Consider the following 18,923-nt stretch of genomic DNA (forward strand, 5'->3'; position numbering starts at 1 on the left):
GGGTCATTTTTGTTTATGAAAATTGCCGCGCCAGAATTTGGCGTTTACGCCTTGGTAGAAGTGAGAACATTACTCGCAACAGTAGTGTTACTGCCTTTTTTGATTCGCGCCGGAAATTGGCGTGATATGTTCACCTTATGGCGACCCATAGTCGCGGTTGGTGCAGCTAACACGGCTATTCCTTTTGTATTATTCAACTACAGCAGCCTACATTTAGACAGTGGGGTTAACGCCATTTTAAATGCCACAGCACCTATGTTTGGTGCGATTGTTGCTGTTGTGTGGCTAAAGGACCGCCTCAATTTTACGCGGTTGATGGGGCTGGTTTTTGGTTTTGGTGGCGTTATTTTGATTAGCTATCACAAGGTCGGAAATGACATCAGTCTATTGCCTATAGTTACCGCATTATGTGCGACGTTAGGTTACGGTATCGCCGCGTCTATGATGAAAAAATGGTTGTCGGGTAAAGGCGCGTTGGCAATTGCCACTGGCAGCCAGTTGTACTCATCCTTGATGTTATTGCCATTTGCACTCTTTACTTGGCCTGAGGCGCCGATAAGTACGCAAGCGTGGTGGAGCGCTACCGCTCTGGCCGTATTTGGTACTGGCATTGCTTACTTGATGTATTTTTATCTGATTGCCAATGTTGGGCCTACTCGCGCCATTTCTGTGGCTTATCTCGTCCCCCTTTTCGGTGTGATCTGGGGCGCATTATTCCTATCAGAATCTCTGTCGCTTGCCGTAGTCAGTGGCGGTGGTTTGATATTGCTGGGGGTCGCATTGACCTCGGGTACCCTGCGAGTACCCGAGCGGTTAAAGCAGATGTTTGTTAGTCGATAAGCTGCATGCGAACGAGGTTTGCACCATCGCGTTTAGCTTGGTACAGCGCATCTTCAGCATGCGCTGAGACTTCGTTAAGTGAGCGATAGCTGGCGGTGAACGACACGCCAAACGAAGCGGTAATCGATAACTGAGGGTGTGAAGCCGGAGGCGTCATGGTAGCGACTCCATGACGTAAATTCTGGGCGATATCAAACGCTTCATGTGGCCCGGTTTCTGGCAGCAGTATGACAAACTCTTCGCTACTCCAAAGCCCTAGTACATCTTGTTCGCGCAAGTTCACACTGATGAACCCCGCTATTTTGTCTTGGATCTCGTCCGCGATATTGCGCCCATAAGTGTCGACGATAAAAGAGAGGTTATCGATATCGACAATGACCACACTGACCGAGTTGTATTTTTCTACGGCGCTGTTGTAATCACGCTCAATATCATAACGGTCTGGCAGGCGGCTAGTATTGCGAATGACCAGCTCTGGGCGCATGTCTTTTTTGAAGTAATACAATAAGTTGTAGATCAACAAAAACAACGCGAAGATAACGACAAGTAAGGTCACTACACTGAAAATAAAGGCTTGTGAAATGTCGGTTTGCCGTTGACTAAGAGGGCTGAGCAAAAATACGGTCCAATCGAACTGGTTGAGTCTCACTTCTGCAACCAAGTAGTCTTGTTCGTCAATTCTCACAAGTCTGTTGTTCAGTTCTCGCTCTGATTGCACGTCGCTCGGTAACGCCGCGTACCATGGAAGTTCGGCAAGATTAGTGAAATCCGAATACTCGGCAATCAAGTCAGCATCTGATGACAGCATGATGTCGCCGTTGGCGTCGACAAACAAAAAGTCGTAGCCGTACTGCTTTTTGTAGTCTTCAAATAGGTTGATAAAGGAGTTGAGGCTTTTACCTATACCAAAGAATCCAAGGAACTCATCGTCGTCGTTGTAGATTTTGATGTCGATATAAAAGTGGGTGTCTTCCCATTTTCCGATATCTGCGACGGCTTTTTCTGGTACATCTTTGTATTTGAAGTACCAGTTGACTTCACCTGGCACTAACTCAATTGTCGTACGATCTGAATTGTATTGGGTTCGGGCTTTTTCACTGGCAATAAAAAATACCATGCCGAACTCTTCTTCCATGCGAACGAGTGCATCAAAAATGGCGTCGGAATCTGGTGATTTGGTATCCATCAGTGCTACCAACTCTCTCGATTTTCCGAGGGCTTCAGATATATGCAGAGGTTTGAGTAGCTGCTCTACAATCAAAGATATTGCAGGAGACAGAGATTGCTGCTGGGCTCGACTTTGCTCAGCAACGATTTTTGAAATGCTGAAGTGTACTAGGGTCACAATCGCAATAACGACGACGGCAAACAGTAGTAGTATACTTCGGTGTAGGGTCCTAAAGACGTTCACAACTTAAGTACTCTCCATGAGTGGGTGATTTTCCATTTATCTTCATGTAGTGATACGACTCCATGTACTTTCTCACATCATACCCTCAGATTTCATTTGCTGCCAGTTTGACCAACTTTTATATTGGTCAACCAATAAAGCTTGTTAACGGAGTGAGCTTAAATTCACTGACTCTCGCGCAAGTCTTCGATACACTATTGTTTTACGTATTTGACCCTTTGCGCATTGGTGGAGAGAAAATGGCATTTTCAGTGGTAATTTTGGCAGCAGGTAAAGGCACTCGGATGAAGTCGGCGTTGCCTAAAGTTTTGCATAAGGTCGGTGGCATTCCGATGGTGCAGCGTATCATTAACACGGTAACAGACATGAACAGTCAAGCCGTGCATTTAGTCTACGGCCACGGTGGAGATCAGCTCAAAGCTGAATTGTCGGGTGACAACCTAAACTGGTGCTTACAAGCCGAACAATTAGGGACTGGTCATGCGGTAGCACAAGCAGTACCTCACATCAAAGATGACGAGGATGTATTGGTATTGGTTGGAGATGCACCTTTGATTCAGCAATCGACGTTAGAGCGTTTAGTTGATGTCAAAAAAGAGGCTGATCTTGCGCTGCTAACTGTAGAGCTTTCAGACCCTACCGGTATGGGACGAATCGTTAGAGACGGCGATAATATTGTCGCCATCGTTGAACACAAGGATGCGACAGACGCACAGCGTCAAATCAAAGAGATCAACACTGGCATGATGATGATGTCAGGCAAAGATTTAAAGCGTTGGTTGGGGCTGTTGAGTAATGACAATGCGCAAGGTGAGTATTACTTAACTGACGTTATCGCAATGGCGGCTAGCGAAGGTAAATCTATCAAAGCGGCGCATCCAGATTCGTCGGTTGAGACCGAGGGCGTGAACAATCGCGCACAGCTATCAGTACTTGAGAGAGCATTACAGGCAAGACAAGCTCAAGCACTTATGATGGGTGGAGCAACCTTGGCAGACCCGGCTAGAATTGATATCCGCGGTACACTTACCACAGGAACCGACGTTGTTATAGACGTGAACTGTGTTTTTGAAGGTAATGTAACCTTGGGCAATAACGTAGTGATTGGCCCGAACTGCGTATTCAAAAACTGCTCCATAGCTGATAATGCAGTTATCGAGGCGAACAGTATTGTTGAACAAGCTGAAGTGGGAGAGTTTTGCACGGTTGGGCCATACGGCCGCCTTCGCCCGGGAGCGGTGATGAAAGCCAAATCGAAAGTCGGCAACTTCGTTGAAATGAAAAAAGCGGTGCTGGGTGAAGGCGCAAAAGCCAACCATCTAACTTACTTGGGTGATGCGGAAGTGGGGGCGAATGCCAATATCGGTGCTGGCACGATTACCTGCAACTACGATGGTGTGAATAAATTTAAAACGTTAATTGGTGAAAACGCGTTTATTGGTTCTAACTCAGCACTGGTTGCTCCGGTTGAAGTTGGCAATAACGCAACGGTGGGAGCGGGTTCAATTGTTACCAAAACCGTTGAAGACAACGAGCTAGCCATAGCTCGTGCTAAGCAACGCAATATTAAAGACTGGCAACGCCCAACGAAAAAATCGTAGCGTTCGTCTATCACAAACTCTCTAATAATCCCTTGCAATCGGCGTTTAACTCGCCGATTGCCCACTCATCGAAAAACACTGACGTTCATTTTCAAAAACGCTTAGCCTCAACTAACGTTCCATTCGTTTTTGGCTCGCTATGCGCATTTTGGGTTGCTTGTTTCTCCTGTTATTTTTACCTTGTGCTCACGCAAAGGTAAGCACTTTGCTGTTTGACTCTCAACGAGTGGATATCGAATGGCCAAGTGACATGTCGCAAAAAGAGCAAGCAGACACGCAAAAGTGGCTTAACGACGTGCACCAAGCGCTGACCTTGGTTTACGGTGAACTACCCAAAGACCAACTGTTAGTTAAGCTGTCACGCTCAACAGGGTCTCGTTCCCCTGTACCTTGGGGGCAAATCAAACGCACGGATCCCAATCAAGTAATTCTGACAATCAATCCAGCACTCGGTTATGACAAACTCATCAATGATTGGACTTTGTTTCACGAGCTAAGCCATTTGTTGATCCCTTATCGCGGATGGGGAGATTTATGGTTGTCTGAGGGGCTGGCATCCTATTATCAAAATATTCTGCAAGGTAGAGCTGGATATTTTACCGAGCAAAAAATGTGGCAAAAGCTGGTGGCTGGATTTGGTCGTGGAGCAAAGGTAAAAGGCAGTGTGTTGAGTTTGAAGCGAGCCGGCGACAACCGTGCTCGCGGGCAGATCATGCGTACCTATTGGTCTGGCGCGTTATTTTGGCTTACAGTTGACGTGGATTTACGACGTTATCACGAATCCTCACTCGATCAGTTTCTTGCGCACTTAAAAGCATGTTGCGAAACGAAACATATGTCAGCGAACGAAATCATCGCTCAGCTTGTGACCTTTTCACAAAGTACTGCCTTTAATGCCTTATTTCTGCAGTATCGACACTCTACCCGCATGCCAGATGCACAGCCTATCTTGGATGAACTGGGAGTGGTTGGTGCTAACAACTCTCTTCGCCTTACTAATGATGCTTCGCTATCGAAACTTCGTCAAAACTTATACCAAGGTATGTAACTAACTAACGAAACTTTTTACTTTCAGGACGATACTAAGTGTTCATTATTTGGTTTCGTTTCGAAAATATTTGTTTCATTCATTGTTTTTTTGGACTATATTTGTTTCGAACCGAAAGTTATGGTTGCGAATTAGGCTTGTTATGCAAAAGCGAAACACTCAACAACGTCGTCGATTGATCATTGAAAAGCTTGGGCTGGAAGGCGAAGTGTATGTCGAATCGTTGGCAAAAGAGTTCTCTACTTCGGAAGTTACGATTCGAAAAGACTTAGCCGAACTAGAGAATAATGGCCTTCTACTCCGTAAGTATGGCGGCGCAGTGCCATTGCCAAAAGAATCTGCTGAGCTAACGACGCCAGAGTTTTCGATTCGCAAGCAAGTAATTGCTCGAGCTGCCGCAGCGCTGATAAACGATCACGATAGAATTATTATTGATAGTGGCAGTACGACAGCAGCATTGTTACCTGAGTTAAAAAAGAAACTAGGCTTGGTGGTGATGACGAACTCTATGGAAGTAGCCAACACCTTGCTAGAGTGGGAAAACGAGCCCAAAGTACTCATGACTGGTGGAACTTGGGATCCGCAGTCCCACTCGTTTCAAGGTGCAATGGCGGAACAAATGTTAAGAGCCTATAACTTTGACCATGCGTTTTTGGGTGCCGCAGGCATCGACGTCGATAGAGGAACAACTACTTTTAACGAATTAACACAGCTAAGTAAAACCATGGCAGAAGTTGCCAACAATGTTGTGGTAATGGCGGAATCGGAAAAGTTAGAGCGAAAAATACCCAACATTGAGCTAGATTGGGACAAGATTTCAGTATTAGTTACTGACGATAATGTAGGTATGTCGTCGGTAGAAAAAATTAAACACCATGGCGTTGAAGTAATATGCGCCGAGCAAATTCAGTGAGGAACGAACTATGTGTGGCATTGTAGGTGCGGTAGCAGAGCGTAATGTCGTAGAAATTCTACTAGAGGGATTGAAGCGTCTTGAATACCGAGGTTATGACTCGGCTGGTGTGGCTTTGCTCACACAAGAAGGGCAACTGACGCGTATTCGCCGTACAGGTAAGGTGCAAGAACTGGTTGACGCTGTTGGTGCACAAGAGGCGCTTGGTTCTACGGGGATTGCTCACACCCGCTGGGCAACTCACGGTGGTGTGACTGAAGAAAATGCTCACCCACACAGTTCCAACGAGAGAATCGCGGTGGTACACAATGGAATCATTGAAAACTATCTCAAACTACGCGAAGAACTCGGTGCAAAAGGCTACTTTTTTGCCAGTGACACTGACACCGAGACCATTGCCCATTTAGTGCACTCTGAGCTCGAGAATCACGAAACTCTACTGAGCGCTGTACAAGCGTCGGTTAAACAGTTCCACGGCGCTTATGGCACCGTAATTATGGATAAACAAGACCCGTCAAGGGTTGTTGTTGCTCGCTCTGGTAGTCCGCTCGTTATTGGTTTGGGCTTGGGTGAAAACTTTATTGCTTCTGATCAAATGGCGTTGTTGCCAGTGACCCGTCGTTTTATCTTTCTTGAAGAAGGTGATGTGGCAGAGATTACTCGCCGCTCGGTATCGATTTATGATGCTGAGGGTAACCCCGTGGAACGCGAAATCATTGAGTCGTCTGTTGAACATGATGCTGGCGACAAAGGTGGTTACCGTCACTACATGCTAAAAGAGATTCATGAGCAACCCACTGTTGTACGAAACGCTTTGCAAAATCGCGTGACTGATACTGGATTGGTTGAAGGAATTTTTGGTGAGGGTGCTGAAGAGATTTTAAGCCAAGTCAAACACGTACAAATCGTTGCTTGTGGCACCAGCTATCACGCAGGAATGACGGCACGTTATTGGTTGGAACAGTACGCCAACGTCTCGTGTAATGTCGAAATCGCTTCTGAGTTCCGCTATCGCAAATCGGTTGTTCACCCAAACAGCCTATTGGTAACCATTTCTCAGTCAGGTGAAACCGCTGATACTTTAGCCGCATTACGCCTTGCTAAAAAGTTAGGCTACACAGCGAGTCTGACCATCTGTAACGTGCCTGGTTCATCATTGGTGCGTGAATCTGATTTAGCCTTTATGACGAAAGCCGGTGCCGAAATTGGTGTGGCCTCAACTAAAGCATTCACCACTCAGCTAACGGCATTTTTGATGCTCACGCTAGCCATAGGACAACATCAGGGGATGACGTTGGCAGACAAAGAAAACATCGTGAAGGCGTTATCTAGCTTGCCAAGTAAACTGGAAGAAACCCTCGCCATTACTCAAGGCATTGAAGATTTAGCAGAAGAATTCGCAGACAAAAATCACAGCTTGTTCTTAGGGCGTGGCGACCAGTATCCTATCGCGATGGAAGGGGCACTCAAGCTCAAAGAAATCTCTTACATTCACGCAGAAGCCTATGCCTCAGGTGAACTGAAACATGGCCCACTTGCGTTGATTGATGACGAAATGCCGGTAATCGTTGTTGCACCAAACAACGAATTGCTTGAAAAGCTGAAGTCGAACGTAGAAGAGGTTCGAGCACGAGGCGGTATCATGTATGTTTTCGCAGACAAAGATGCAGTATTCGAGAGTGATGACACAATGCGAGTGATCAACGTTCCTCACTGTGATGAACCTATCGCGCCAATCATCTACACGATTCCGCTGCAGTTGTTGTCATACTACGTAGCCCTTATCAAAGGTACGGATGTCGACCAGCCTCGTAACCTTGCAAAATCAGTAACGGTTGAGTAAATCGTTGATTTAAAAAGGGGTTCGTGTAGACGTTAATTATAGTTGGAAACGTCTAAATAAAGATGGAAAGTAAAATACTAATTCGTTTTCAGGGTTGGGGGGCGAAAGACTTCAGCCCCTACGAATTGTTTACATTTTTTTTAGGGTAAGTTGTATCTTTGTTCTGCTACAAGTTTGCTAGGCACCAGTAGACTAATAGCATATGATTTCAAATAGGAATCTATACCACGAAGGATAGACAAAGGACGGCCCCTTTGTTTGACCAATGGATATACGCACCAATACTTACGCAAATATACCTTAGCACTGGTAGTTCCAATTATTGGGTCCACTTCCAACTAACACTTTCGACACTTATGACCCCGGTGATGATTTGCAGTTGCGTATTCGTTATCAGCATGGTTACGGGGTGATTTTTTTCAATGCTGCTCAAAACAAAAATGTGATTGCAAATCACTGTGGTTTGAGCAAAACGAAGTTATTCTTCTCGAGAAAGACAACGGAAAATTCAATTTCTATCTGGTCAAAACTCGTGACACTACCTTAGGAAAGTGGAAGATGAGTGTTGACGATTTATACTTTTTTAGGGACTAGGGGTCTCATTACGGCATGTAAATGAGTACTCTGTCTGACTGTTCAAGACAATAAAAAGAAGTTCGGTTTTTTGTTTTGCTAGTTTCGCTTTTCGCCAATTTCTGATGATGAACAACAACAGAATAAATGCGAGCAATTCTACAAAGTAGACATTGAATAACTACAAAAATACCTGAATTCGCATAAAGACCCTTTTGCACTGTAATGTTTGCTAAAAGTGAAGAGTCGCAACGTGTTAGCTTTTTGGTGCGCCTGATTCATTCTTGTTTAACTAGTTGAGCAATAGCGCCTTGTCTGAGCATTACCTTAACCAACAGTTGCGCCTTGATTAACTCTACAGGTTGATCTGTATTCAAGGCTGTAATAAACCGTTTGGTAAGTACATTTAGGTTTGCCAACTGCAATTGTTCAATCAGTTTTTGTGTTTTCGCCGTGTTAGTGTAACGGCAATCCATGCCGATTTCGGTCCTGGCCAATAGTACGTCATCTACTTTTTCTAGCAACGCGCTGGCTTCGCTAGTGTCTTCAGAGACTGAGTGGAGTTGCTCGGACTTCACATTGGGCGATGACGACACCAGCTTACTCAAAAGTGAGCGAGGTTTATGGGTCCGATGATCAAAGCTCAGTTGCACAGTCTGAAGCCTATCCTTGTCCAGCAATGCGACAGATAACGGGCGCAATTGATACTGACCAGCGCTGCTTATCAATTTTAAAGTGATGAAGGAAATGGGGCGTTTTTCTTTTTCCAGTATTCGGTTGAAGGTCTTTACCCATTGATTGAAATGTTCGTCCGCAGGCAACGACAGTGGCAGCCAACGACGATGTTCATCCTGAATCCACGCAGTCCAAGTCTGAGTGTAAGTATCCAACTCAAATGGGGTTGTTTTGGTTGGTTGCACAAGCGCGAATACGTCCTGTTGTTGGCTGATTCTCCTTGCCACAACAGACGTTAGTTCTTGCCAGTCTGACACACTACATTTTCGAATTTGCTGGACGTGTGTGTAGGCAGAAAACTCATTCTCAACTTTGGTGGTCGAGGAAGTCGATATGCGCTTATCGTCACTGACCTTACAGGCGGATAGTGTCAGCACTTTTCCAAGATATCCCTGTGGCGATTTACTGCCTTGCCAACCGATAGCTGACGACAATGTGGTCTCCAAGTTGAATGACGACGCAGATACACCCCAACGACCGATATTGACCACATAGGGTTGATCTGTTTCCACATCCCAAAACAATAACTCAAGTCCCTGGGCTGTTTGACTATGGTAGGGGGTTGCAGCACATAACCACAGATGCCCGAGAGAGCATTGAGTGTACTGACGTCGCAACGATCCTTTGAGCTGGCTTAACTGCTCATGATTCTCCGCTGCGAGCAGAGCCTCTGCCAGCATCCAGCATTGACCAAGTTTGTCCAAGACCGTATGGCTATCACCCTTGGGGCCCGCATTGACCTGATTTTCGAGGGTTTCAGCCAATCGCAATAAATTACCCGTCAAGCGCGGCAGCCTCTCGGCCCGGCTACCCCATGCCAGGTTCCGTATGCGTTGCGGTATCTGTTCCGGTATATGCATGATGCCCATTTTTAGCACAAGGCCGAGTTGTTCAATGATGTCACCAATCAGCTTGCGATCCCCAACATCTAATTCCGATGATGGCGTATCCAGCCACTCAAGGGGCCAATCTATCGCTTGTGAAGTGGAATGCTGCCATGCTACAAGGCATCGCAAGATGCGTTGTTTCCGCTGACTCTGTGACGCTTCAGTTACGATTCCATCTAGCCCCTGGCCGAGCACATAGCGACACTGTTCGCCACTGTTCAATTTAATGTCAGCAGAAGTTTTTGAGACGGCTACTTCGCATTTGCAATTTTCATTTTGCTGCCACCAGAGGGCACATTTCGCGGTGTTGGACTTGCCCGCCCACTTAAACAAACTCTGCACAACTGTTTCACGCAATTCCTCTAATGGTGACAAGGCGCTACAGTCTTTTGGCTCTTGCTGCTGTTCTTCGCCACGGTGGCTGTTTAGATAAAATACGGTGGAGACAATATGGACACATAAATGAATAGCACTACACGTACACTGCGCTTTCTCAAGGTGTGTATCAAAAAAGACCATCTGATGCTCGCCCAACTGGACTGTTCCCTGTTTGGGTGTATCTTCGACGATGGTAATTGTCGATCTAGCAGAAGCCTTTATGGCTCTGCGCACAAGCCCAGGACTAGTTAAGTCGGCCAGTACATCAGCATCGTAGTTTGTCAGACGTTCACGCCAGCTCATGAATCCATCACCTCAGCCAACCATTCAGCAAAGCGATTCGGCGACATGGCGCCTACTTTCATGCCGACTTTTTCAAGCTTTGCACACATCTGGTGGTCATATAATGCACCACCCGTTTCGTTCAGTGATGCCAAACCAAGTAGCGTAACTTTGGCTTCAACCAGTCGTTTGGTAACTTGCATCAACTGTTGTTCACTGCATCCTTCGTAAAAATCACTGATCAGTACAACAGCCGTTTGTTGTGGTGTATGAACCAAAGACTCGCAATAAGACAGGGCTTTGCCAATGTCCGTGCCGCCACCGAGCTGAACAGTCATCAGCGTCTCAACCGGATCACTGCACATGTGTGACAAATCCACCACGCGGGTATCAAAAACCACCAATTTGACATTGACTGCGGGCAAAGCCGACAAAATCCCTGCCATGATCGCTGCGTACAACACCGAGGACGCCATCGAACCACTCTGATCCACGCACAACACAACGTCCCACGGAAGTTGCTTTTTCACTCGACGATTAAAATAGAGCTCACTTAGGATGAGTTTACGACGCTCTTTGTCATAGTGTTTCAAGTTACGCCGAATACTTTTTTGCCAGTCAAAGTTACTTGCAATAGGTTGATAAGAACGTTGATGGCGATTGCGACGGCCTGAAAATGCACTGTCGATTTCCATCTTTATCTTCGCCTGAATTTCCTCCACCACTTTGGCAATAAGTCGTCGCAACTGGGCCAATACTTCAGCGCTCAACTTGCCTTTGAGCAGCATCATGGACTCAAGCATCTTCTGGTCTGGTTCGATTTTTTCCAGCACACCGGGATCCTTCAACAAGGCCGTCATATCAAATTTTTCAATGGCATCGGTAAACAGGGTTTTACAGGACGATTCGGGGAAAAGCTCTGGTAACCCAGACAACCAGTCCAACATAACGGGTGCGGAATCGCTACTATTCCCACCTTGGCGGCCAGCACCCAAATCAAAGCCACGCTGTTGATATTGCCTGTTGTAAAGGTAGTCGAGGGCATGTTGACGACGTTGATCTTGCTTGCTTAGTGGGCTAGAGGCTAATGATTTATCAGATAACTTACCCAGCAAAAGGCGCCAGCGACGTTCTGTGTTATTCACTTAACCACGCCCCCATCGGATCCTGTTTAAGTTGTTCAAGCGATGCAGTCTCAAGGGTTTGCAAGGCTCCAATCTGAGTCGGCGTAAGTACTGCGTGTGTTTTATCCAGATTCATCTCGGGGCGCTGATTAATGGCTTTCAGTTGTCTGGCGACATTGTCAATTTCAAGGGGAGTTAAATCAGTAAACAGGTGCTTTAACGACGGAAGCAACTCAAGAAACCTGTCTTCCGGCAGTTCATTGAGTAGATTGTTCAATTGCTGCAATACTTCTGGTACCCGCCAGGTCAGCTCTCTCGCCACACCCAACAACCCAGTGAGAAATTGAATAAGTTGATCCGTTGGCTGGTGGGCATGGACTGTCTGCGCCAGTATTTGATTTAACTGATCAATGTCCAGCTCACCATGCAGGAACAATATACTGGCACAGGCACCACGCAGCGTTGGATGGCAGGTCCGGTTCCGTTGCAAATCTGTCACTGCGCTGAGATAAGCATTTTCAACTGGGTTGTTTTGCCGGTAAAGGTTATCAATCGCCAACAGCGGTTTAGCCTGAGATATTGCAGCCTCACCTTTAAGGGTTTCCAGACGGTTTAACAGGTAAATCATCTGTTGCCAACACTGACGATAGAGATTCGCTATATCGACATTCAGCTTTTCGCTTTGCAGATAGGCTTTGCCATTTTCCAGATTAAGCAGTTGCTGACCACAGCCGGCAAGTGACATTAAATCTTCGTCAGACACGATAATATTACTTAGATAGGCTGCCAGAATACTGGCCTCTTTGTGAAGCCCCAGCAGGCTAGCCTGCAACAGGGTTTCGGTCGCCAGGTTTGAGCGATTTCCCTGACCACTTTGTTGTAAATGCTGCCCTGTCAGGCCGAGTTTTTCGAGCGCCACTGCCTTTAAACTGGTCCCGCGGAACTGCAAGTGCAACAGACTGGATTCTACCAGGGGACTCCAGGCATATTGCCAGTGCTCTTTTACTAGGCCTAGTTGCTGCCCATGCAGAAAATCTGGTCCGGATTGCTTTGCACAAAACCCTACATCCAACCAATTCATGAGATGAAAATAGCGACTGATAGCTAAATGTCTTTCGTTTGAGTAAATGTCGAGGCAAATTGTTTTACTGAGTGTCGAATCGTACGACAAGCCCAATTGGATACCCTTATTATAGGCTTCATTGATCAGTGGTGGTTTGACGGTAGTGTCGCTAAGCTGGCCGAGCGTATCACCACATAAAACGCGTCTGGCATCACTCAACAGCTGCATACTTTCATTAATAGACTGCTTAACAAAACAGGCTTGCACTGCGTCCAATATTTCTCTTCGCCCGGGACCCCGGCGGTCACGCAACATTGCCAAACCGTGTAACATTACGCTTGCCGCTTTTGCATCAGAGGTACTGATAGATTGATTTAACTTCTGGTCGCGATTGTCCTGAGCAATCTGTACCAACATTTCACTTGCTGCTGTCAACAGCGGATCGGTTTGTTCTCCTTGATGGAGTTGCCAAAGGCGCTGAAAGTAACTCGGTGTTGGCATGCCGGCACTGTAGCCATTGAGCGCGTCCATCTGATCGAAGCTGTAGCGAATTAGCCAGTTGTCGCTTTTATTGCCAGCCGGCTGTTTAATGGCCTTTTCTTTTTTCGCCTCCAGCAAGGCTGGGGTGTGAAAACCGCCAGTGATCACTACAATAGGCCCCTGATGCTCGGTAGCGTAAATATTTTGTCGCATGAACTGTTCACGTTCTGCATCTCCGCTGGCTTCCAGTTCGGAGGGCTGATAGTCATGACGAGCTAGCGCACAGTATGCATATACATCTTCAAAGAAAGTACGCCAATCCTGTAAATTATGGGTATCTCGCTGCTCAAACATGACCTCCCAACTTTCCTGATGATCGAGACAGCCCTGTGCTCGGGCAATTCCGAGCAGAAACTCGCTGTGTTGCAGGTAACGCTCCTGTAACATGTTGTCCAGCAATTGTTCCTGCTCTCCCGTCTGCCTCTCTTTGTAGGGCAAGTCTATGAAGCTGACCTTCGCGCCAATCTGCTTGGCAGTCTTGATTGCTTGCCATTCGGGGCTATATTCGCAAAACGGGAAAAATGCTGAATGCAGCGTGTCTTGGTCCGTTCGTTGGCTCAGTATAGCCACCGGAGGGAGCGTCCCTTCGTCCTGGCATGCAGGAATAAGCGCCGCGCAATCCCGCGGCGCCTCTATTAAAATAGTCTTTGGTTTTATTTCACTGATTAGTGCCAGCAACGCCAGGGCGCAGGCCGGACTATGGTGGCGGATAGGGACAAAGTACAGATCTGGCTGCCACAACCGTTGAGCCTGTTGCTCTAGAGCTTTGGTTATCTCTGCTATGTTATGGGGCAAGTTTTCCGATGGCATTTACAAAGCCTTTCCAATGCTTATCTTTACGGGCTCGCTCAACACCGACTGTCGAGCAGTAATGGGAAACTTTTTTTATATCATCCGCGTTGTCTTTCACCACGACACCCCAGAACTGTGATGCCAGAGCATCTGCGGTAATAACACCTTCTCCCATATACACGCTTTGCAAGCCTGCGGAATACACAACGTTTACCGCTTCAGCTGTCGACATTACCGAGCTGAGTTCCTTGAGTTGGGTACCATTCTGGGCCCTGCCGCTGCGCATTTCATGGAATACCGTGACCATCATAGACACGAGGTCTACCGGAGTTGTGACATCCTGATCAAGCCACGAAAACTGCTTGTTTGCTTCCTGCATCACCAATTCGGTTTCAAAAGCGGGATCCGCGATGGGTAACACAGTTTCAAAATTAAATCGTCGCTTAAGGGCCGATGACATCTCATTGACCCCTTTGTCGCGAAGGTTAGCAGTGGCGATCACATTAAATCCTTTTTGCGCTAACAACCGCCCTTTTTCACCCCATTCGGCCACCAGAACCTGTTTGTCAGATAAAATTGAAATAATAGAATCCTGTACCTCAGCCGAGCAGCGTGTAATCTCTTCAAAACGCACCAGTTGGCCTTGTCGCATAGCTTCGTAGACCGGGGCAGGTACCAGGGCCTTTTCTGTGGGCCCTTCATCAAGCAACAAAGCATAGTTCCAGGTATATTTGATCTGATCTTCAGTCGTACCTGCGGTCCCCTGAATTGTTAGGCGCGAGTCTCCACTGATAGCGCTTGCCAGCAATTCTGATAGCAGGGTTTTGGCGGTGCCGGGCTCACCCACTAACATTAATCCTTGGTTACCGATCAGCGTAACAATAGCGCGCTCTACCAGACTGTCATTGGCATAAATTTTCTTGCTGATGTTCAATTGATCATCACCCAGAATGAAGGAACGGACAGCTTTGGGACTTAGTTTCCAACCGGGCGGAACTGGGCCTTCATCATGTTCGGCAAGCCGCTGTAACTCAGCGGCATAGAGCTGTTCGGGAGGCAGTTTTATATGCCGATTTTCAGTCTCAGTGTTTGCTGGGATTACCATGGAATTTTTTTCTCCCAATCAGGATCAAAGCCTGCTGTTTTGTCGGCAACCGCTTTCAGGTTCGACATTGCTTCTGCAAACAATATTGGCGGTATGTCGTTGAGCACAAGCAAGTTTCGCTCGTCAAACCATGAGCGGTTTGGATCGTGTTTGCGAAAACACATATAGTTCAGCGCAGCTGTCACGTTTTCTTCGGGTAAGCAATTACCGGTGAAGACAACCATTACGTCAATATTTAAAACCGGAAACGCTTTGTGATAGGTGTAGAAGAATCCGCCATCTTCTGCCTGGCCGCGTTGGTATCCTAGCTTGGTGAATACTCCTCGAAGGGTAAAGCTGTCGGACACGTAACCGTTGAATTGATCGAGCTTTGTTGTATCTTCATCGAAAGAGTGTTCAACAATCTGCTGCGTAAACTGACCAAACAAGGTTTTGATCTTGTAATCTTTAAGATGTGCAACCCAATTGTCAGCCAGAGGTTGCGTGAGCAACGAGCGGTGTGTGATAGATACTTTGCCATGTGAGGGCAGCGTGAAGTCTTCGTCATCAACTTCAATCAATGCATTGTCTTCGGTTATGCGAAAACACGTCTGCCGCAGGTCGTCTTGCCATTGCCAGACGAGCTGTTGGGCAAGACGGTTCGCGAGTGGATGTTGGTAAATGTATTCCCGCCATTCCTCTACTGGCCAGCTGCGATTGGCACACATGGCCTCATAATACCTGCTGGTAGTTAGCGAAATTACCTGCTTCAATTCTTTTTTGCAGGCGCTGAATGACGCTTTTGCTTCTTTGATCAATAGAGGATCATCCGACTGTCTAGGCTGCGGCAGTGACTTGATAACCTTACCCGACTCATTAAACAGCACGGGTTTCATTGTGGCATCTAATTTTACCTTGAATTGCCGCGAACCGAAGTCGAGGTTTAACATGCCCTGGTTGTCAAAACCGGCTGTAGGCAGAGTGCGGTCAGCCAATTGTTCAGGACTCCAACCGTTTCGCTGTGCAATACTTTCGACCAGTTCGCGTGCCAGCTCCTGAACAGATTTAGTTCGGTAGCGACGGGATACGGAGAGTAATAGTTGAATAATAAGTGAGTCATTACTAGGTGCCATCGCTTTGAGAAACGACTCAATCTGCGCCCTACGGGTATAGTGCTCCTTCATGTACTGACGCAGCACTGAGACAGCTTCCGCACCGTCCATTAATGTGCACAGCGACAAGATTCCTTTATCTTTAATTGCACTTCCCAGATACGTACCCAACTGCTCATTACGTACTGCGGTAATCGCGTCTTCCAGTGTTTTTCCCTTGTAGTCTTCGCCCCAACTTTGTTTTGCCCAATTCTGATAATGTTGAAACAAACTTGGCCCGTGCGCAACGGCATAGGCCTGTGCATCCTCGTAGGCAGTTCTCTTGGTATCTTGCGCTATAAATGCACTCATCACAAAACGGCCCAATGCATTTGCGGATTCAGGGCTTAGTAACTGTAAATACTTAACAATGAGCTCGTTACCACCAGGATCTTTTAATTTACATGCCAACACAATCCACCACTTGGCAATGGAGGGGTCTAATTTACGGCCGGATTTCCATCGCAGAATTGGCAAGTTGTCAAAGGGAAACCATTCCAAACTGACCGGGATTTTCTTGTTCAGTCCGGCCTCGGCTTCTTTGAGTAATGCGGACGGTGTCAGCAAAGACGAAATGTCTTTACCTAAGTTCTCTAAAGCACCCAGGAAAGTGGCGCGTGCGGCTTCGCGTTTTTCTTTTTTCAGCGCTTCCTGAAGTGCTGGGATCGCATCGGCATTATTGATTCTGGCTAGCCAGCGTGCGGCATTCATTCTGACTTCCTGGGCATTCGATTTCAGAGCGAACACAACTTTCTTATTGATGTCGGGAATCTTTTCCATCAGCACTTGAGCACGCAACCGGTAGGTTTTACTTTCGCCAAGGGCAATTGTCAGCAATTGACTCTGGATAGAGGTGGGTAACACTGGAAAGGTCGCCAGGATTTCCAATACGCGGTCTAAGCAAACGCCGGTGTAGCTATCTTTGTTGAATTCCTGGAAACTTGCCAGAATTGAGTCCAATTGAGTTGAAAATAATGGCCATATACCGTCTTCAGGAGTCTGCCTTATCAGAATATTTTTTTGCCAATGGGAGTGGGTCGTTTCAACGTATATCTGGTCTTCAGGCCACCCTTTCAGTTTGAGCAGGTCATCGAGCGCACGCAGGTCACTGATACCTCCAGAGGCACTCGTAAACCATTGATAAAAAACGCCGCCGGTAAAGCCGTTGTGATAACGCCCGTGGTTGTTTTTTTCATTCTTATAAAGGTTGAGAATATTGGTGATCTGGACGCTAGGGTGTTTAAACACTTTGTCCCAGTTGACGAATTGAGACATCGTGTATTGATCATGCTTGGCACTGGATTCCCCATTGAGGACATCAATCACTTCCACTGCATCTTTTTTACCAAGCGCCAGAATTTTCTTTTGGTGCTCCTTTTGCCATTTGCTTTCAACAGTAATTGTTCGCTGCTTCGCCTGAATTTTTTCGATATTTTCGTAGATCATGTGTGCCACTTCATCACTGACTTTGTTTTCTGCGTCAAGTGGCTTGTAGTCAGGGAGTGGAGGAAAACTTGCCCGATCACCTTCGGGTTCGTCTACCTGAGTGCCTAACAGCATTTCTAGGTATGCCTTTTGAGCTTTTGTGCTCTCTTTTTCCAGCGCTGACTTGAGCAAGGCTTCTGCTGGTTTGCCACAGTACTGATTGATGAAAGTTGCCGACTCTTTTCGCTCTAGGGCATTACCTTCAAACAAAAATGGGGTCAACACTTCAATGATTTTGTCTTTTGACAGTTTCTGGAACATTTTGGCGGCTTCTGAGCGCACTTGCTTGCTTTTGTCAACGCTAACTCTGAGCACAAAGTCTTGTAATTCGGTATCTAAATTCATTTTTGCAATAAAGCTTAAAAATTCAGCTTTACCTTTAGCGCTTAGGCTCGGAAATACACTGCTGGTCAAGTAGTCTTGATGGTGGCTAAAGAAGTTTCGAAACTCCGGGAGCGTTGCATATTTATTGAGGTATTCCCTAAATCCCCAGTAGCTGTCTCTTTGTCGACAATCAAATACATAGCGGGTCCAATAAGCCGGGTCCAAATCAGCAGCTTTGCATACTGCCGAATGCAAATTCAGTGAAAAATTGATGTACTTAAGGTCGCTCTCCATGTAGACGTAATTGGCATTTTCCTTGGTAACGTAATAAAGCCAGTCTGTCAGCAGGATATGCAACCAATCGGGAAAATCAGCATCTGTATGCTTGTCAATGTCATCGTGTAACAGCTCTGCAAAGAACTTCCCCATTCTGACCAACATCTCAGGCGGACAAGTGTTGTTCTCCACCAATTGATAAAGACTGTAACGGGCTTTACAAAGGGACAAGCTCTTTTGGCGGTTCAGATATTTGGAAGCTGCAATATCGCCAAACAGTGATTTTCCATCGCTGAAATTAATGGCTCTGGCATCTAATAACACATTGGTTTCATCGCCGGTAAGGATAAAGGTTGCTGCCTTTTCGGCGAGAGCATGGTGATTTTTACCCACAGGAGCAAGGGTGCCTTTCACGCTGGCAGTTACGGGGTCACCTATTAACTTCGACTTTAATTTGTCCATAAAAGCCATATTTTATCTCCTTATATAAGCCACAGGTATTTAAACTTCGAAGGTGTATTTGAAGCTCAGACAGTGAATGATTTGAAGCGATCAATCAAGGGAATTTTCCGG

General features: G+C 46.5%; 11 protein-coding genes. 5 read left to right on the plus strand and 6 right to left on the minus strand.

Annotated elements, in window-relative coordinates; translation table 11 throughout:
- The first annotated feature begins 15 nt into the window (after positions 1-15).
- Positions 16-840: a DMT family transporter gene (locus AC27G9_RS13515; RefSeq protein WP_487075244.1), complete on the plus strand. Its 825-nt coding sequence runs from the start codon at positions 16-18 to the stop codon at positions 838-840.
- Here AC27G9_RS13515 and AC27G9_RS13520 read toward each other — a convergent pair.
- Complete coding sequence (locus tag AC27G9_RS13520; RefSeq protein WP_487074959.1) at positions 830-2,251, minus strand: sensor domain-containing diguanylate cyclase; 1,422 nt, start codon at positions 2,249-2,251, stop codon at positions 830-832. The two genes, AC27G9_RS13515 and AC27G9_RS13520, sit on opposite strands and share 11 nt — an antisense overlap.
- A 239-nt stretch (positions 2,252-2,490) precedes the next feature.
- On the opposite strand from AC27G9_RS13520, the gene glmU reads away from it, so the two are divergent.
- The 4 genes from glmU (at position 2,491) to glmS (ending at position 7,656) form a co-directional block, all read left to right on the plus strand.
- Positions 2,491-3,852 carry a bifunctional UDP-N-acetylglucosamine diphosphorylase/glucosamine-1-phosphate N-acetyltransferase GlmU gene (glmU, locus tag AC27G9_RS13525; protein WP_487075245.1) on the plus strand — a complete coding sequence of 454 codons (1,362 nt, stop codon included), beginning with the start codon at positions 2,491-2,493 and terminating at the stop codon, positions 3,850-3,852.
- A 205-nt stretch (positions 3,853-4,057) separates the two neighbouring features.
- A complete protein-coding gene (locus AC27G9_RS13530; protein WP_487074960.1) occupies positions 4,058-4,900 on the plus strand; it encodes a M61 family metallopeptidase in 843 nt (280 codons plus the stop codon).
- Positions 4,901-5,042: 142 nt separating this feature from the next.
- The gene (locus tag AC27G9_RS13535) at positions 5,043-5,813 is read left to right on the plus strand and encodes a DeoR/GlpR family DNA-binding transcription regulator (RefSeq protein ID WP_487074961.1); all 771 of its coding nucleotides are present in this window, start codon (positions 5,043-5,045) and stop codon (positions 5,811-5,813) included.
- Positions 5,814-5,823: 10 nt separating this feature from the next.
- Positions 5,824-7,656 carry a glutamine--fructose-6-phosphate transaminase (isomerizing) gene (glmS, locus tag AC27G9_RS13540; RefSeq protein WP_487074962.1) on the plus strand — a complete coding sequence of 611 codons (1,833 nt, stop codon included), beginning with the start codon at positions 5,824-5,826 and terminating at the stop codon, positions 7,654-7,656.
- An 851-nt stretch (positions 7,657-8,507) separates the two neighbouring features.
- On the opposite strand, the gene AC27G9_RS13545 is transcribed toward glmS, so the two are convergent.
- Genes AC27G9_RS13545 through AC27G9_RS13565 form a run of 5 tightly spaced genes read right to left on the minus strand, consistent with a single transcriptional unit; the run spans position 8,508 to position 18,821 of the window.
- Complete coding sequence (locus AC27G9_RS13545; RefSeq protein WP_487074963.1) at positions 8,508-10,532, minus strand: hypothetical protein; 2,025 nt, start codon at positions 10,530-10,532, stop codon at positions 8,508-8,510.
- Positions 10,529-11,656, minus strand: coding sequence for a VWA domain-containing protein (locus tag AC27G9_RS13550; RefSeq protein WP_487074964.1), 1,128 nt, complete (start codon positions 11,654-11,656; stop codon positions 10,529-10,531). Before AC27G9_RS13550 ends, AC27G9_RS13545 begins: the two co-directional genes overlap by 4 nt.
- Entirely contained in the window at positions 11,649-14,048 is a 2,400-nt protein-coding gene (locus AC27G9_RS13555; RefSeq protein WP_487074965.1) for a DUF5682 family protein, read from the minus strand. The genes AC27G9_RS13550 and AC27G9_RS13555 overlap by 8 nt, the downstream gene beginning before the upstream one ends.
- Positions 14,023-15,135: an ATP-binding protein gene (locus AC27G9_RS13560; RefSeq protein WP_487074966.1), complete on the minus strand. Its 1,113-nt coding sequence runs from the start codon at positions 15,133-15,135 to the stop codon at positions 14,023-14,025. Before AC27G9_RS13560 ends, AC27G9_RS13555 begins: the two co-directional genes overlap by 26 nt.
- Positions 15,129-18,821: a DUF4132 domain-containing protein gene (locus AC27G9_RS13565; protein ID WP_487074967.1), complete on the minus strand. Its 3,693-nt coding sequence runs from the start codon at positions 18,819-18,821 to the stop codon at positions 15,129-15,131. Before AC27G9_RS13565 ends, AC27G9_RS13560 begins: the two co-directional genes overlap by 7 nt.
- Between the last annotated feature and the right edge of the window lie 102 nt (positions 18,822-18,923).

It is taken from the genome of Alteromonas sp. 5NS40-0096, assembly GCF_057544385.1.

Coding starts and splice junctions, on each gene's coding strand:
- glmU (WP_487075245.1), top strand. CDS start 2,491: ATGGCATTTTCAGTGGTAATTTTGGCAGCAGGTAAAGGCACTCGGATG.
- AC27G9_RS13535 (WP_487074961.1), top strand. CDS start 5,043: ATGCAAAAGCGAAACACTCAACAACGTCGTCGATTGATCATTGAAAAG.
- AC27G9_RS13515 (WP_487075244.1), top strand. CDS start 16: ATGAAAATTGCCGCGCCAGAATTTGGCGTTTACGCCTTGGTAGAAGTG.
- AC27G9_RS13545 (WP_487074963.1), bottom strand. CDS start 10,532: ATGAGCTGGCGTGAACGTCTGACAAACTACGATGCTGATGTACTGGCC.
- AC27G9_RS13555 (WP_487074965.1), bottom strand. CDS start 14,048: ATGCCATCGGAAAACTTGCCCCATAACATAGCAGAGATAACCAAAGCT.
- AC27G9_RS13565 (WP_487074967.1), bottom strand. CDS start 18,821: ATGGCTTTTATGGACAAATTAAAGTCGAAGTTAATAGGTGACCCCGTA.
- glmS (WP_487074962.1), top strand. CDS start 5,824: ATGTGTGGCATTGTAGGTGCGGTAGCAGAGCGTAATGTCGTAGAAATT.
- AC27G9_RS13560 (WP_487074966.1), bottom strand. CDS start 15,135: ATGGTAATCCCAGCAAACACTGAGACTGAAAATCGGCATATAAAACTG.